This is a genomic window from Streptacidiphilus sp. MAP5-3, assembly GCF_041262505.1.
Lineage (GTDB): Bacteria > Actinomycetota > Actinomycetes > Streptomycetales > Streptomycetaceae > Streptacidiphilus.
Genome location: NZ_JBGCCL010000008.1, coordinates 1 through 13006, shown reverse-complemented (window position 1 = coordinate 13006; position 13006 = coordinate 1). Strand labels below are relative to the sequence as shown.

At 71.4% G+C, this 13006-nt stretch carries 16 protein-coding genes; 10 read left to right on the top strand and 6 right to left on the bottom strand.

All coding sequences use genetic code 11. The features are described 5' to 3' along the window. Positions 1–436: 436 nt before the first annotated feature. Entirely contained in the window at positions 437–856 is a 420-nt protein-coding gene (locus tag ABH928_RS14540; RefSeq protein WP_370066142.1) for a TIGR03668 family PPOX class F420-dependent oxidoreductase, read from the top strand. Positions 857–989: 133 nt separating this feature from the next. Continuing rightward, complete coding sequence (locus tag ABH928_RS14535) at positions 990–2006, top strand: GNAT family N-acetyltransferase (RefSeq protein ID WP_370066140.1); 1017 nt, start codon at positions 990–992, stop codon at positions 2004–2006. A gap of 71 nt (positions 2007–2077) precedes the next feature. On the opposite strand, the gene ABH928_RS14530 is transcribed toward ABH928_RS14535, so the two are convergent. Next, positions 2078–2995: a UbiA family prenyltransferase gene (locus tag ABH928_RS14530; protein ID WP_370066138.1), complete on the bottom strand. Its 918-nt coding sequence runs from the start codon at positions 2993–2995 to the stop codon at positions 2078–2080. 99 nt (positions 2996–3094) lie between these two features. Here ABH928_RS14530 and ABH928_RS14525 point away from each other — a divergent pair, with 99 nt between their 5' ends. From ABH928_RS14525 to ABH928_RS14495, 7 genes are all read left to right on the top strand, one after another. Continuing rightward, positions 3095–4216 (top strand): type III polyketide synthase, encoded by a 1122-nt coding sequence (locus ABH928_RS14525; RefSeq protein WP_370066136.1) that lies wholly within the window; start codon positions 3095–3097, stop codon positions 4214–4216. A gap of 6 nt (positions 4217–4222) precedes the next feature. Further along, positions 4223–4759, top strand: coding sequence for an isoprenylcysteine carboxyl methyltransferase family protein (locus ABH928_RS14520; RefSeq protein ID WP_370066133.1), 537 nt, complete (start codon positions 4223–4225; stop codon positions 4757–4759). Then, positions 4756–5805, top strand: coding sequence for an NAD(P)/FAD-dependent oxidoreductase (locus ABH928_RS14515; RefSeq protein WP_370066131.1), 1050 nt, complete (start codon positions 4756–4758; stop codon positions 5803–5805). Before ABH928_RS14520 ends, ABH928_RS14515 begins: the two co-directional genes overlap by 4 nt. A gap of 223 nt (positions 5806–6028) precedes the next feature. Next, positions 6029–6616, top strand: a complete 588-nt coding sequence (locus ABH928_RS14510) for a hypothetical protein (RefSeq protein WP_370066129.1) — start codon at positions 6029–6031, stop codon at positions 6614–6616. A gap of 25 nt (positions 6617–6641) precedes the next feature. After that, complete coding sequence (locus tag ABH928_RS14505) at positions 6642–7145, top strand: hypothetical protein (RefSeq protein ID WP_370066127.1); 504 nt, start codon at positions 6642–6644, stop codon at positions 7143–7145. Positions 7146–7179: 34 nt separating this feature from the next. Continuing rightward, positions 7180–7689 (top strand): hypothetical protein, encoded by a 510-nt coding sequence (locus ABH928_RS14500; RefSeq protein WP_370066125.1) that lies wholly within the window; start codon positions 7180–7182, stop codon positions 7687–7689. 9 nt (positions 7690–7698) lie between these two features. Beyond that, positions 7699–8199, top strand: a complete 501-nt coding sequence (locus tag ABH928_RS14495; protein ID WP_370066123.1) for a GNAT family N-acetyltransferase — start codon at positions 7699–7701, stop codon at positions 8197–8199. A 54-nt stretch (positions 8200–8253) separates the two neighbouring features. On the opposite strand, the gene ABH928_RS14490 is transcribed toward ABH928_RS14495, so the two are convergent. Then, positions 8254–8472 carry a hypothetical protein gene (locus ABH928_RS14490; RefSeq protein ID WP_370066121.1) on the bottom strand — a complete coding sequence of 73 codons (219 nt, stop codon included), beginning with the start codon at positions 8470–8472 and terminating at the stop codon, positions 8254–8256. 104 nt (positions 8473–8576) lie between these two features. Here ABH928_RS14490 and ABH928_RS14485 point away from each other — a divergent pair, with 104 nt between their 5' ends. Next, a complete protein-coding gene (locus tag ABH928_RS14485) occupies positions 8577–8756 on the top strand; it encodes a transcriptional regulator (RefSeq protein WP_370066119.1) in 180 nt (59 codons plus the stop codon). Positions 8757–8759: 3 nt separating this feature from the next. Here ABH928_RS14485 and ABH928_RS14480 read toward each other — a convergent pair whose 3' ends face one another. The 4 genes from ABH928_RS14480 to kynU form a co-directional block, all read right to left on the bottom strand. Then, entirely contained in the window at positions 8760–9857 is a 1098-nt protein-coding gene (locus ABH928_RS14480) for a glycosyl hydrolase family 18 protein (protein WP_370066117.1), read from the bottom strand. Between the two features lie 233 nt (positions 9858–10090). Continuing rightward, positions 10091–10348, bottom strand: a complete 258-nt coding sequence (locus ABH928_RS14475; protein ID WP_370066115.1) for a hypothetical protein — start codon at positions 10346–10348, stop codon at positions 10091–10093. An 80-nt stretch (positions 10349–10428) separates the two neighbouring features. Further along, entirely contained in the window at positions 10429–11433 is a 1005-nt protein-coding gene (locus ABH928_RS14470) for a DMT family transporter (protein WP_370066113.1), read from the bottom strand. A 207-nt stretch (positions 11434–11640) separates the two neighbouring features. Further along, the gene (kynU, locus tag ABH928_RS14465; RefSeq protein WP_370066111.1) at positions 11641–12873 is read right to left on the bottom strand and encodes a kynureninase; all 1233 of its coding nucleotides are present in this window, start codon (positions 12871–12873) and stop codon (positions 11641–11643) included. Positions 12874–13006 lie beyond the last annotated feature (133 nt).

Sequence of the window (13006 nt, the reverse complement as noted above, 5' to 3'; positions counted from 1 at the left end):
CTGACCAGCAGGAACAGCACCACGCGGCACTAGCGATTACGCGCCGTCATGATCCATGTTGATCTTGTAAAGCGGATGTCGTCGGTTCGAACCCGACAGGGGGCTCTCAGCTCCGCTGCACGTCAGCGGACAGGCAACGACGAAGCGCCCCGGATCGGGTTGGTCCGGGGCGCTTCTGGCATCACCAAGTGACATCAGCCGGTCTTGCGGTGGCGCGCCCGCGCGCCGTCGGATGGCAGATCCGCTATACACAGAGTGTGAACGCTTTGCGGCAGAACGTGAGATCTGGCGTGCGCTCGCTGAACCCGCGTGCTGCTGCGGCCGCGTTCGTCGAACTCCCGTGCCAGCTCATCCGGGGCCGACGGCTGCGGGTTTGTCCGACGCGGGGCGAGCGACAACTGCGGGCATCCGCGGACCGCCGCACAACCGTCGAGCCATGAACCTGGACCCCGAGCAGTCCCGGCACCGCCTGAAGGCCGCGCGCTCCGCTCGGATCGCCACAGTGTCCGCAGCCGGGCATCCGCATCTGGTCCCCATCACCTTCGTCACTGCCGGCGACCACCTCTACTTCGCCGTCGACCACAAGCCCAAGACGACCGCTGCGCTTCGACGCCTGCAGAACATCCGCGAGAACCCGAACGTCAGCGTCCTCGCCGACTTGTACGAGGACGACTGGACCCAGCTCTGGTGGGTCCGCGCCGACGGCACCGCTGAGATCTGGGACGACGGCGCCACCCGGGAACACGCCCTCGACCTCCTGGCCGCCAAGTACCCCCAGTACAAGGAGACTCGCCCTGTCGGCCCCGTTGTCGCCATCACAATCCACCACATCTCCGGCTGGTCCTACAGGGACTGATGATGGGTCACTCCATGGCCGCAGAATCCGGCGTTGCGGTCTGGTTCTGGTTATCCTCCTGCGCGGGGCGATCATTCCCGTGACAATCCTCGGCAGACCACCTGTCCGCAAGGCATAGGGAAGGAACCTTCGCATGGGTCTGGAAACAGCGCCGTTCGCGCCGGAACTCGCTTCGCCGGACGAGCTGCGCGCTTGGTACCAACTCTTCGTGGAGGTGTCCGTCGCGGACTTCCCCAGCACCCCGGTGCCGGAATACGACACCTACGTACAGCAGTTGCGCACGTCCGCCTCGAGCCAATGGACTCGCGTGCGCTGGGAGGCGCGCGACGCCGGGCGACTGCTCGGTACGGCGAGCGCCACGTTCCCGACGGGGGAGAACAGCGGGTACGCCGTCATCGCCGTGCGCGTGGCGGTTCAGGACCGAAGGGGCGGCGTCGGGACCGGGCTGCTCCGGGCGATGCTGCCGGAGATCCGCGAGCGCGGCTGCCGGCCGGTCGCCTGCGAGGTGAAGGCCGGTTCGGACGGCCAGAAGTGGACGGACGTCCTCGGCTTCCGCCCGGTCCTGCGACTCACCGAACACCGCCTGGACATCACGAGCGTGGACCCGGCGCGGTGGCAGGTGGAGGCCCCGTCCGGGTTCCGGCTCCGCCAGTGGGCGGACACCGCACCGGACGAGCTGGTCCAGGGCTTCGTCGGAGCGCTGAACGCCATGGCCGATCAGCCGCTCGGCGAGGTCAGTTTCCAATACCCCACCTGGACGGTGGAGCGGGTGCGCCGGCGCGAGGCCGACCCGCTCAAGGCCGGGCAGTCGCGCCGCTATGTGGTGGCCGTGGACGAGCGCAGTGGGACGGTGGCGGGCTTCACCGAGATCGTCATCGATGCCGAGCAGGGGAGCCACTGCAAGCAGGGGGATACAGCCGTTCTGTCGCAATTCCGCGGACTCGGGCTCGGCCTGGCGATGAAGTCCTCGATGATGCGTTGGCTCACCGCCGACCTGCCCCAACTGGAACAGGTACACACGATGACGGCCTCCGAGAACACCCACATGATCCGCGTCAATGCCCGGCTCGGCTACAAGGCCGAATACACCCTGGCGAGCGTCGAGTCCGATGTCAGCGCGCTCGAAGCCCTTCTGGGTTGCGCTGTCTGACGTCCTGTCGAGGGCTGTTGACGCTTCCTCGCTCCGGCACCGAGACGGCGCCTACGCCGTTTTCGTGCTGGTCACCGCCAGGGTGCGGCACCGCGGAGCAGCAGGAACGCGAGGTCGAGGGCACTGAGGGCGATGGTCAGCAGGAACGGGAGACGGCTGTCCGGGTGTCGGGCGCGGGGGAGGGCGGCGGCAGCGCTGAGGGCGCCGGCGGCGGCGAGGCCGATCCAGCCGGGCAGCCCGGGTGGCCCCGGGGGGCCTACGGACAGGACCACGGAGGCGGCGAACAGCGCGAGGACGGCGAGTGCACGGCTGCGGGCGTGGCCGAGGCGCTGGGGCAGGCCGCGTACTCCGGCGGCCAGGTCGGCATCGATGTCCGGCAGCACGTTGGTCAGGTGCGCGCCGACGCCGAGCAGGGCTCCCGCCGCGACCAGCCACCACGGGGGCCAGGGGTGGCCGGGCAGGCCGAGGGTGACGAAAGCGGGCAGGAGCCCGAAGGCCAGCGCGTAGGGAAGCCAGGACCAGCGGGTCCGCTTGAGCGCGGCGTTGTAGGCCAGGCCCGCGCCGACACCGGTCAGGTGTGCGGCTCCGGCCGCGAGACCGCAGGCCAGGGAGAGCGGGACGCAGAGCAGGCCGGCGCTGAAGGCGGCGGCAGCGGCTTGTGCCCGGGCCAGTGATCCCACTGCCAGGGGTTTGTCGCGGCGGGCTGCACGGATGTCGCGTCGCATGTCGATGAGGTCGTTGGACCAGCCGATGCACAACTGACCGGTCAGCACCGCTGTGCCCACCAGCACGCATCCGGCCGTGGTCCGGCCGAGGGCCGCGGCCAGGGCGGTGGCCATGCCGGTCACGGCGAAGGCCGGAGCGGGGTGAGCGGCAAGCAGCAAGGTGACCGCTGAGCCGGGGGCCGTCCGGACGCCGGTCCGGGACGCGGCCGCCTCGGCGGCCAGGGAGGGCCTGTCGGCCGGAGGCGGCACCGCTTCGAGGGGCACGGCCCCGATGCTACGTCCGCAGGCACCTGATCACCGCTCAGCCACGCGCGCTGCTGCGGCTTCCCGGGATCAGGGACGGCGGAGCCCTACGATGACCGAATGACCCGGATTATGGCGGTTCACGGAGTGCTGCCGCCGCGCCGGTACACCCAGGGCGAGATCACCCGCGCGGTGGAGGCAACCTGCCGACTGCCGCGCGACGACCGGCGTCTGCTGGAACGGGTGCACGCCGCATCCGGCGTGAACAGCCGTCACCTGATCCTGCCGCTGGAGGAGTGCGCCCGCCTGGACGGCTTCGGCGCGCGCAACGACGCGTACGTGCGCGGGGCACTCGATCTGGGACACGAAGCCGTGAAGGGCGCACTCGACCGGGCCGGCATCGCCCCCGGCGAGGTCGACCTGGTGATCTCCACCTCGGTGACCGGGATCGCCGCGCCTTCTCTGGAGGCTCGCCTCGCCGCGAGACTGGGGCTGCGACCCGACGTGAAGCGACTGCCGCTGTTCGGGCTCGGTTGCGCCGGTGGTGCGGCGGGTCTGGCCCGCATGCACGACTACCTCATCGGATATCCCCACCACACCGCGGTGCTGCTGTCGGTGGAGTTGTGCTCCCTCACCCTCCAACGTGCCGACGCGTCCCTGCAGAACCTCGTGGCGGGCGCGCTGTTCGGCGACGGCGCGGCAGCAGTCGTCGCCGTCGGCGAGGGAGGCGAGGGAGGCGAGGGCCGCGACCCCGACGCCCCCGTCGGCCCCGACGACCCCGTCGGCTGCGGGGCGACGGTTCCGGGACCGCGGATCGTGGCCGTGCGCAGCCATCTGTTCCCCGGTACCGAGGACATGCTCGGGTGGACGATCAGCGACACGGGGTTCCACATCATGCTCGGCGCTGACCTGCCCGACCTGGTGAAGCGTCACCTCGGGGGCGCCGTGACCGATTTCCTGGCTAACCACGAGCTGAAGGCCGAGGACGTCAGTGCCTGGGTGTGCCATCCGGGCGGCCCCAAGGTCCTGGACGCGGTACGCGATTCCCTGGACCTGCCTGCGCGTGCGCTGGAGTCCTCCTGGCGCTCGCTGGCCCGCGTGGGCAATCTCTCCTCCGCCTCGGTCCTGCACATCCTGCGGGACACACTCGCCGACCACCGTCCGCCGCCGCCGGGGTCGTCAGGGCTGCTGCTGGCCATGGGCCCCGGCTTCGGCATCGAACTCGTCCTCCTGCGCTGGTAGCCGCGAATGACTCCCTACACCCTGCTGATCCTGCTGGTCGCCCTGGAGCGTCTGGCCGAACTGGCCGTCGCCCGACGTCACGCCGTCTGGAGCCGCGCCCGGGGAGGCGTCGAGTACGGCGCCGGCCACTACCCGGTCATGGTCGCCCTGCATACCGGCCTGCTCGTCGGGTGCCTGGCGGAGACCGGCCTGCTGCACCGGCCCTTCGTCCCCGGGCTCGGCCGGCCCGCGCTCGCCGCCGCGCTGCTGGCCCAGGCGCTGCGCTGGTGGTGCATCACCAGCCTCGGGCCGCGCTGGAACACCCGCGTCATCGTGGTGCCGGGCCTGCCCCTGGTCCGTAGCGGCCCGTACCGGTGGCTGCACCATCCCAACTACCTCGCGGTGATCCTCGAAGGCGTCAGCCTGCCGCTGGTCCACGGCAACTGGATCACTGCCACCGTCTTCACGGCGCTCAACGCCCCGTTGTTGGTCACTCGCCTGCGCTGCGAGAACGCCGCTCTCGCGACCGTCGGAGCCACCGCCACGGCCCGGGTCGCCGCGTGATCGACCTCCTGGTCGCCGGAGGGGGACCGGCCGGACTGGCGACCGCCATCCACGCGGCCCAGGCCGGGATGGACGTCGCCGTCGTCGAACCCCGCCCCATCCCGGTCGACAAGGCATGCGGCGAGGGCTTGATGCCTCACGGCGCGCAGGCGCTCGTCGCACTCGGCGTCGAGGTCACCGGCCAGCCCCTGCTCGGCATCCGCTACCTCGACCATCGCCACCAGGCGGAGGCCCGGTTCCGCGGTCGTCCCGGGCTCGGTGTGCGCCGCACCCTGCTGCATGCCGCGCTCGCGCGCCGCGCGGAGGAGCTCGGCATCCCCGTGCTCCCGCGGCGGGTCGACCACATCCGGCAGGACCAGGAACGGGTGTCTGCGGCAGGTCTCCAGACCCGCTACCTCGCCGCGGCGGACGGCCTGCACTCACCGATCCGACGGCAACTGGACCTTGCCCGTACCGGCGCGGGTGCCGCCCCCGGCGCGGGCGCCGCCCCCGGTCTCTGGCCCGCCCGCTACGGACAGCGCTGCCACTTCACCGTCGCGCCGTGGTCCCCGTTCGTCGAGGTCCACTGGTCTGCGCGCGCCGAGGCCTACGTGACGCCACTGTCCCCGCACCTGGTCGGGGTCGCCGTACTGACCAGCGAACGCGGACCTTTCCACGCACACCTCGACCACTTCCCGGCCCTCCGCGACCTGCTTTCCTCCGACGCGGCGGGCCCGGTGCGGGGAGCGGGCCCCATGCGGCAGCACGTTCGCGGACGCGTGGCGGGCCGGATTCTTCTGGTCGGCGACGCCGCCGGATACGTGGACGCCCTCACCGGTGAAGGCATCTCCCTGGCCTTCACCCAGGCGGCAGCGCTGGTCCACTGCATTCGGCAGGGACGACCCGACGCCTATGAGCGCGCCTGGCGCCGGGTCACTCGCCGCCACCGCCTCCTCACCCAGGGCCTGCTCTGGGCCCGCCACCGGCCCGGGCTCGCGCCCCGGATCGTCCCCGCGGCTGCGTACCTGCCACGGCTGTTCTCGGGCCTGGTCAACCATCTCTCATGAGCGAGGCCTGCCAGAAGCGCCGGCCCGGGTCTCCCGGACCGTGGACTGATGAGCACGCGCACCGGGCCGTCGCCGGGTTCGCGGGGATGACGTCCGCGTCATGAACCGGACGGGTGCCCGGTGCGTAGCAGTAGGGGATTCGATTCGCTCCGCAGACGGGACCGGCAGACAGGGTCCGCGTGGCGGTGCGGCACAAATCCGACCCCCCCTCCTGGGAGCGATCATGAACCGTCTCTACGTCCTCGCGGCCGGCGCCGCCGCGGTCGCCGCGCTCGCCGCCGGCTGCAGCAGTTCCTCCAAGAGCAGCGCCCCGTCCGCACCAGCCTCCCCGCCCGCGTCCAGTGCCCCCAGCACCGTCGGCGGCGCGGCCACCGTCAAGACCGCCGGCTCGCCGCTCGGCCAGATCCTGGTCGACGGCTCCGGCCGCACCCTGTACCTCTTCAAGGCCGACACCGGCACCACTCCCACCTGTACCGGGAGTTGCGCGAGCCTGTGGCCCGCCGACACCACCAACGGCACCCCGCAGGCCACCGGCGGCCTCAGCGGCACGATGCTGGGCACCACCACGCGCACGGACGACCACACGACCCAGGTGACCTTCGACGGCCACCCGCTGTACCACTTCTCCCAGGACAGCAAGCCCGGCGACGTCAACGGCCAGGGCATCCAAGGCGTGTGGTTCGTCGTGAGCCCCTCCGGAACGGCGATCACCGGCACGGCCGGCCAGGCGCCCAGCCAGACGCCCAGCCAGACGCCCAGCCCTACTCCCAGCCCGAGCAGCGGCGGCAGCGGTGGCGGCTACGGCTACTGACCGGGGTCCTCACGGGAGTTGGACCGTGGCGACCCTCCTGGCCGTGGCAGCGGTGACCGGGGTGACGGTCGCCGCAGGCGGATGCACGGCCCGGCCGCAGGCCGCAGCTCCGCCCAGCACCCCAGCGCCCGCCTCCACCGCGTCCTCCCCGGCTGCCGCGTACCTGGCCATCGCCAGCACCGGCAACACCCGACTCGACAGGGACTTCGACCGCTTCAACGGCCCCGACCGAAGCGACCTCACGGCGAGCGCCGCGGACCTGCGCGACATCGCCACCACCGAGCATGCCTTCGACCAGCGCCTCGCCCACCTCACCCTGACCCTGCCCCCGGAAGCCGCCACCTGGGCACGGACCCTGATCCGCGCCAACGAGGCCCGCGCCAGTCTCACCCTGCGTGCCGCGGACAGTACGTCCCTCCGACAACTCGGCGGTCTCCGGCCCTCGTTGACCGCCGCCAACGCGCCCGTGGAGCGAGCCGTCTCGGCGATCCGCGCCACCCTCGGCCTGCCACCGCCCGACACCAGCTGACCAGGACGCCCACACGCAAGGAAGGCAGGACCCGATGAACGCCGTCACCTCCGCCCCGCCCCGCGGTCGCACCCACGTGGCACCTCTGCTCGTCGTCCTGTGGCTGCTCCGGTTGCTCACCGCCGCAGGGCTGGCCATCGACGCCTACGTCCACGTCGATCTCGCACCCTCGTACGACCCCATCAAGGCCACCGTCAGCCAGGGCGATCTCTTCCGTGCAGAAGCCGCTGCCGCGGCCCTCGCCGCGCTCCTTCTGCTCACCCTCCGCCGCCATCTGACCGCCTGGCTGCTCGCCCTCGCGGTCGCTCTCGCCGGCGTCGCCGCTGTCCTGCTCTACCGCTACGTCGACGTCGGCGCCATCGGCCCGCTGCCCAACATGTACGAACCGTTCTGGTACCCCGAGAAGACGATGTCCGCCATCGCCGAAGGCGCCGCTGCCCTCACCGCCCTCGCCGGACTCCTGATCGCCCGGCACCAGCTCCCGCGACGCGGGGCCGGCCCCTGCTCTGGAAACCCAGGTGGCCGCAACGCATCATCCGGCTAGAGTCGAGCGGTGCCCGAGCTGAAGCGGCTCCATGCCGACCATGCCCCGGCGGTCCTGGCCTTCGAGCTGGCGAACCGCGCCTACTTCGCTGCCTCGATCTCCGACCGCGGTGACGAGTTCTTCGACCAGTTTGCCGAGCGGTACAGCGCCTCACTGGCTGAGCAGGAGGCCGGCATCGTCGCCTTCTACGTGCTCGCTGCCGAGGACGGCTCGGTTCTGGGCCGGTTCAACCTGTACGACGTCAAGGACGGCACCGCTGTGCTCGGTTACCGGGTCGCACAGCACGTCTCCGGTCGCGGCGTGGCGACCGCGGCGGTCCGGGAGCTGTGCCGGCTGGCGCCGGCGCGGCACGGGCTGCGCACACTGCGGGCGGCCACCTCCCGTAGCAACGTCGCGTCCCAGAGGGTGCTGACCAAGGCCGGGTTCGTCCCGGTCGGACCGGCAGACCCGGCCGACCTCGGCGGTAAGCCTGGCACCTGGTACCAGCGTGACCTGACGCTCCAGCCGTAGACCGTGATCTTGTAGTAGTCCCGTCTTCCTGGCCGACGTCGTCGAGCTTGTGGCTCAGAAGATCGTCGGGGCGCCGTCGTCCGGTTCGCCGAAGGCCAGCTGGTAGACGAGGTCTTCGAGGTCCACGGGCTTGAGGCTGCCGACGCAGGACGTCAGGAGGTCGCGGACGCCCCGGTGGGGCTCGTCGTGGCGGGCGGCGTTCCAGTGGCCGGCGACGCCGGCCGGTATGGCGGCCACGTTCCTGCCACAGCGGGTGCAGGTGGTCCGAGGCATTTTCATATCTCCATCGTCCCAGTGGGGACCGACAGTTCATGGCAGCCACCCGGCCCCGTCGGCGGCGAGGCGTTCACGACCGTGCCCAGGCTCAAACTCGCTGCGTGGTCCGCAAGGGCCATGTCGGACGTCGCCCGCGCACGTGGCTCTCGCTCACGGGGAAGGGCCGCAAGGCGTTCGAGACGCACCTCGCGGCCCTTGCCGTGCTCACCGCCCAAGGGCGCGCCCTGGCGGGCGACGGCGACCTTGGCGGCGAGCTTGGCGGCGACGGTCAGCGGGCGTGACCGTCAGTTGGTGTACTGCTCCCAGGTGTGGCTGAAGTACCAGGTGGACTGGGAGATGCCGGAGCAGGAGTCGGAGCCGCCGGTGCCCGGGCAGCCGCCGTTGTCGCGCTCGGACGCCCACATCGAGATCTCGTCGATCCCCTTGCTGACGGCCCAGTTGTAGACGGTCTTGGCATCGGCCGTGGTGAAGGTCTCCGCCTTGCCGTAGTCGTCGATGCCCGGCATCTCGGTGATGCCGACCATCGCCCACAGCTCCTGCGAGGACTTGCTCGGGTAGAGCGTGTGGAGCTGGTCGACCAGGCCTTGGGCGGCGGTCTCGGTGTCCTTGGCCATCTCCTGCGTGGTGCCGACGTAGTAGTCGAACGTCATGAGGTTGACCACGTCGATGCGGGTGTGGTTGGCCACCGCGTTCTTCATCACCGCCTGGCCGCCGGAGTCCAGGCCGTCGGTGTTGGTGGGCATCGTGTAGGAGAACTGCACGGAGCGCTTGTTGCCCGCGGCCCACGCCTCCACCGCGGCGATCGCCTTGTTCCTGCGGTCGATGCCCGCGCTGTTGGTGAGCGAGTTGGCCTCGACGTCGAAGTCGACGCGGGAGAGGTTGTACGTGGTGATCAGGTGCTCGATACCGGAGGCGATCGAGCTGACGCTGTGACAGCTGTCCGCGAGCTCGGTGCCGCCCGAGTCGGCGGAGTAGCCGCCGAAGGACGGGATGACGTCCCCGCCGTTGGCGCGGATCTTGGCGATCGAGGAGCCGTAGGTCGAGGTGGCGATCGGCTGCGAGGAGCTGCCGTTCCAGTCCACCGTGCAGGAACCGGCGGACGGGGTCTGCAGGAAGGCCATGGACAGCCACTTGGCGCCCGACTTGGCGGCGACGGTCGCCGGGTCGTCGCTGGTGTAGGCCTCGAAGTAGGGCGCGAAGAGGTGCGAGGGGACGGTGGTGGCCCGGACGGCAATCGACCCGGCCGACCCGGCCGCGTGGGCGGCGACCGGGGTGGCCGGTGCGGTGGTGTCGGCCGCCTGGGCGACGGCGGTGGCGCCGAACGTGGTGACAGCGGCTGCGGTGACGGCGAGGGCGGCGCGCAGGCGTGCGGTGGGACGCAAGGGGGCCTCCGGCGATTCTTGTTAGGAAACTTTCCTATCTTTTGAGCAGGGAACGTATCCCCGACCTGAATCGCCGTCAAGAAGTCCGGCACCACTTCTTACATGAACATGAGGATTAACGTGAGCACGGACCGGGCCGGATCATGCGAACGCGCCGGGACCCCCGCTTCGGTGCGGGGGTCCCGGCGCGTTGCCGGTATGTGGTTGTTGTCGTTCGGTTGCCAGGACCTGCGTCAGTTCATCGACGGTCCAGTGCGCCAGGCGTCCATGCCGGCCTGGCGGGCCATCTTGGCCTGGTTGAGGGTGCGCGTCGCCATCTCGGCGGGGGGCGTCTCCCAGGTCTGGATCCAGCGGCGCCCGGCCGAGATCAGGGAGAGGCCGACGAGGGCCGCGCCGGTGGCGACGACCATCGAGCCGAGGCCCGTCATCGCCGCACCGACCGCAAGCAACCGGGTGTTGGGGCGGAAGCCCTGGGTCGCGTTCGTCGTCATTGCAGTCATGGCACCACGATGCCCGCGACTGCCCGGTCCCGCACTTCGGGACGGGCAGTCGGGTCAGGGGCGGCGCGGGGTCAGTGCGGAGTCGACGACGCCGTGGTGGGGTCGGTGGCGGGGGCGCTCGCAGGTGTGGAGACGGCGACGGGCGTGCTCGGCTTCGAGGGACGGCTGGTCTGCGCGACGAACGCGCCGATCAGCACCAGGGCTCCGCCCAACAGCTGCGGCGTGGCGAGGTGTTCGCCGAGCAGGAACCAGGACAGCGCGGTCGCCCAGATCGCCTCCAGGAACGCGACCACAGACGCGACCGGGGCCGAGAGTCGGCTCACCGAGGTGACACCGGTCAGATAGGCGACGACGGTCGAGATCAGCACCATCCACAGCGCCAGCGCGATCGCGGGGACGCGGGTCGAGCCCATCGTCGCGTCGCCGCCCAGCACGTGCCAGGGCAGCGTCCACGGCTGCGCCAGCGGCGTGATCACCAGGGCGCCGATGAGCAGGCCGAATGCGGAGAGGGCGATCGGGTCGATCCTGTCCTTGGGGGCGGCGGAGGCGCTGCGCCCGGCCTTCTCGGAGATCACGAAGTAGCCGACCTGGGAGACCGCCGCGCCCAGCCCGAAGAGCACGCCGATCGGGTCGAGCCCGCCCAGCCCGGTCCACACCTCGACCACCAGGGCGAGACCGAGGGTCGCGGTCAGCGCGCCGAAGGCCGCCGCGCGCGTGACCGGACGGCGCTGCACGAAGCGGACGTAGCCGAGGAGCAGGGACGGGCCCAGGTACTCCAGCAGCATCGCGATGGCGACGGGGATGCGGGAGATGGCGAAGAAGTACGACACCTGCACGAGCGTCACCCCGAGCAGCCCGAAGCCCAGCAGCAGCCACGGCTGACGTCGCGGCAGGTCACGGTGCCGGATCGCCACAGGCATCAGCACCAGCGCGGAGCCTGCCATCCGTATCCAGACCACCTGCAACGGACTCAGGCCGGCCTCGATCAGCGGTTTGGCGGCAACGCCGGAGCCGCCGAAGCAGAACGCGCTGACGAGCGCGAGGGGGAGGCCGAAGGAGCGGCGAGGGCTGTGCATGGATCGCATTGTGGCAGCGCCCGCGCGGAAGCGACAGGGGTGTCTCACGGCGATGCTGCTGTCGCTGCGCAGGGCGACGTGCGACTGGGCCGGCTGCGCTTTCAGGGGCGCGAGGCTGCATGTCAGCAGAGCCCCGCGCCCCTGGGATGTCAGCAGAGCCCCGCGCCGCTGGGCGGTACGTGCTTGCTCGCCCTGCTGGGGCTCCCCTCAGGTCACCGCGCCCCGTTGCGCGAAGCGCGGATCGCGCCATTCGCCGGAGGCGAGTACGTCGCGGAGGGCCTCCGCCGCGTCGAAGACGTCCGCGTGGGAGACGTAGAGCGGAGTGAAGCCGAAGCGCATCACGTCAGGGGCGCGGAAGTCGCCGATCACGCCGCGTGCGATCAGGGCCTGCACCACCGCGTGCGCGCCCTCGTGCCGGAGGGAGATCTGGCTGCCGCGCTCCGCCGGCGTCCTCGGGGTGACCGTCGGCAGGTCGAGGGCGTCCGTCAGGCGCAGGAAGAAGGACGTCAGGCTGAGGCTCTTGGCGCGGATCCGCGCGAGGTCCACGTCCGCCCAGACGTCCAGCGCCGCGTCCAGGCCCGCGAAGCTGAGCAGCGGCGGGGTGCCCGTCAGGAATCGGCCGATGCCGGTCGCCGGGGCGTAGTCCGGGGACATCGCGAACGGCTCCGCGTGCCCGAACCAGCCGGTCAGCGGCTGGCGGGCCGCGTCGTGGTGGCGGGCGGCGGCGTAGAGGAACGCCGGGGCGCCGGGGCCGCCGTTGAGGTACTTGTAGCCGCAGCCGACGGCGAAGTCCGCGTCGGAGGCGTCCAGTTCGACCGGGAGTGCGCCGACCGAGTGGCACAGGTCCCAGACCATCAGCGCGCCCGCCGCGTGGACCTGTTCGGTGACCGCGGCCATGTCCTGGAGGCGGCCGGTGCGGTAGTCGACGTGGGAGAGCAGGACCACCGCGGTGTCGTCGTCGAGCAGGTCCGTCAGTGTCTCCGCGTCGCGGCCGATCAGGCGGCGGCGGGCCGGGGCCAGGCCCTCGGTCATGTAGAGGTCGGTCGGGAAGCTGCCGACCTCGCTGATCAGCGTCCCGCGCCCCGGACGCAGCCGCATCGCGGCCGTGAGCACCTTGAACAGGTTGACCGAGGTCGAGTCGCAGACCACGACCTGGCCCGGCGCGGCGCCCACCAAGGGGGCCAGCCGGTCACCGAGGGCGCGCGGCAGGTCGTACCAGCCGGCCTCGTTCCAGCTGCGGATCAGGCCGTTGCCCCACTCCTCCTCGACCATCCGGCGCAGGCGCTCGGGGGTGTGCGCGGGGAGCGCGCCGAGCGAGTTGCCGTCGAGGTAGAGCACGTCCTCGGGGAGCGTGAACCGCTCGCGGAAGCCGCGCAGTGGGTCCGCGGCGTCCAGCGCCAGCGCGTCCTCGCGGGTGGGGACACCCGCGGGCGCGCTCACAGCGCGACCTCCGTTCGTGCTCCGCTTCGGTTCCGCTTCGGGCGCGTGCGCCCTGCGCTCGTTCCTCGCTCTGGACGCCAGCACCCTCCGCTGCACCTCAGCTGCGCGCTCACAGCGCGACCTCCGTTCGTGC

What these genes read in the sequence shown, in the direction of transcription:
- ABH928_RS14535 (WP_370066140.1), top strand. Translation starts at nt 990, where the DNA reads ATGGGTCTGGAAACAGCGCCGTTCGCGCCGGAACTCGCTTCGCCGGAC.
- ABH928_RS14525 (WP_370066136.1), top strand. Translation starts at nt 3,095, where the DNA reads ATGACCCGGATTATGGCGGTTCACGGAGTGCTGCCGCCGCGCCGGTAC.
- ABH928_RS14500 (WP_370066125.1), top strand. Translation starts at nt 7,180, where the DNA reads ATGAACGCCGTCACCTCCGCCCCGCCCCGCGGTCGCACCCACGTGGCA.
- ABH928_RS14475 (WP_370066115.1), bottom strand. Translation starts at nt 10,348, where the DNA reads ATGACGACGAACGCGACCCAGGGCTTCCGCCCCAACACCCGGTTGCTT.
- ABH928_RS14520 (WP_370066133.1), top strand. Translation starts at nt 4,223, where the DNA reads ATGACTCCCTACACCCTGCTGATCCTGCTGGTCGCCCTGGAGCGTCTG.
- ABH928_RS14510 (WP_370066129.1), top strand. Translation starts at nt 6,029, where the DNA reads ATGAACCGTCTCTACGTCCTCGCGGCCGGCGCCGCCGCGGTCGCCGCG.
- ABH928_RS14470 (WP_370066113.1), bottom strand. Translation starts at nt 11,433, where the DNA reads ATGCACAGCCCTCGCCGCTCCTTCGGCCTCCCCCTCGCGCTCGTCAGC.
- ABH928_RS14540 (WP_370066142.1), top strand. Translation starts at nt 437, where the DNA reads ATGAACCTGGACCCCGAGCAGTCCCGGCACCGCCTGAAGGCCGCGCGC.
- ABH928_RS14490 (WP_370066121.1), bottom strand. Translation starts at nt 8,472, where the DNA reads ATGCCTCGGACCACCTGCACCCGCTGTGGCAGGAACGTGGCCGCCATA.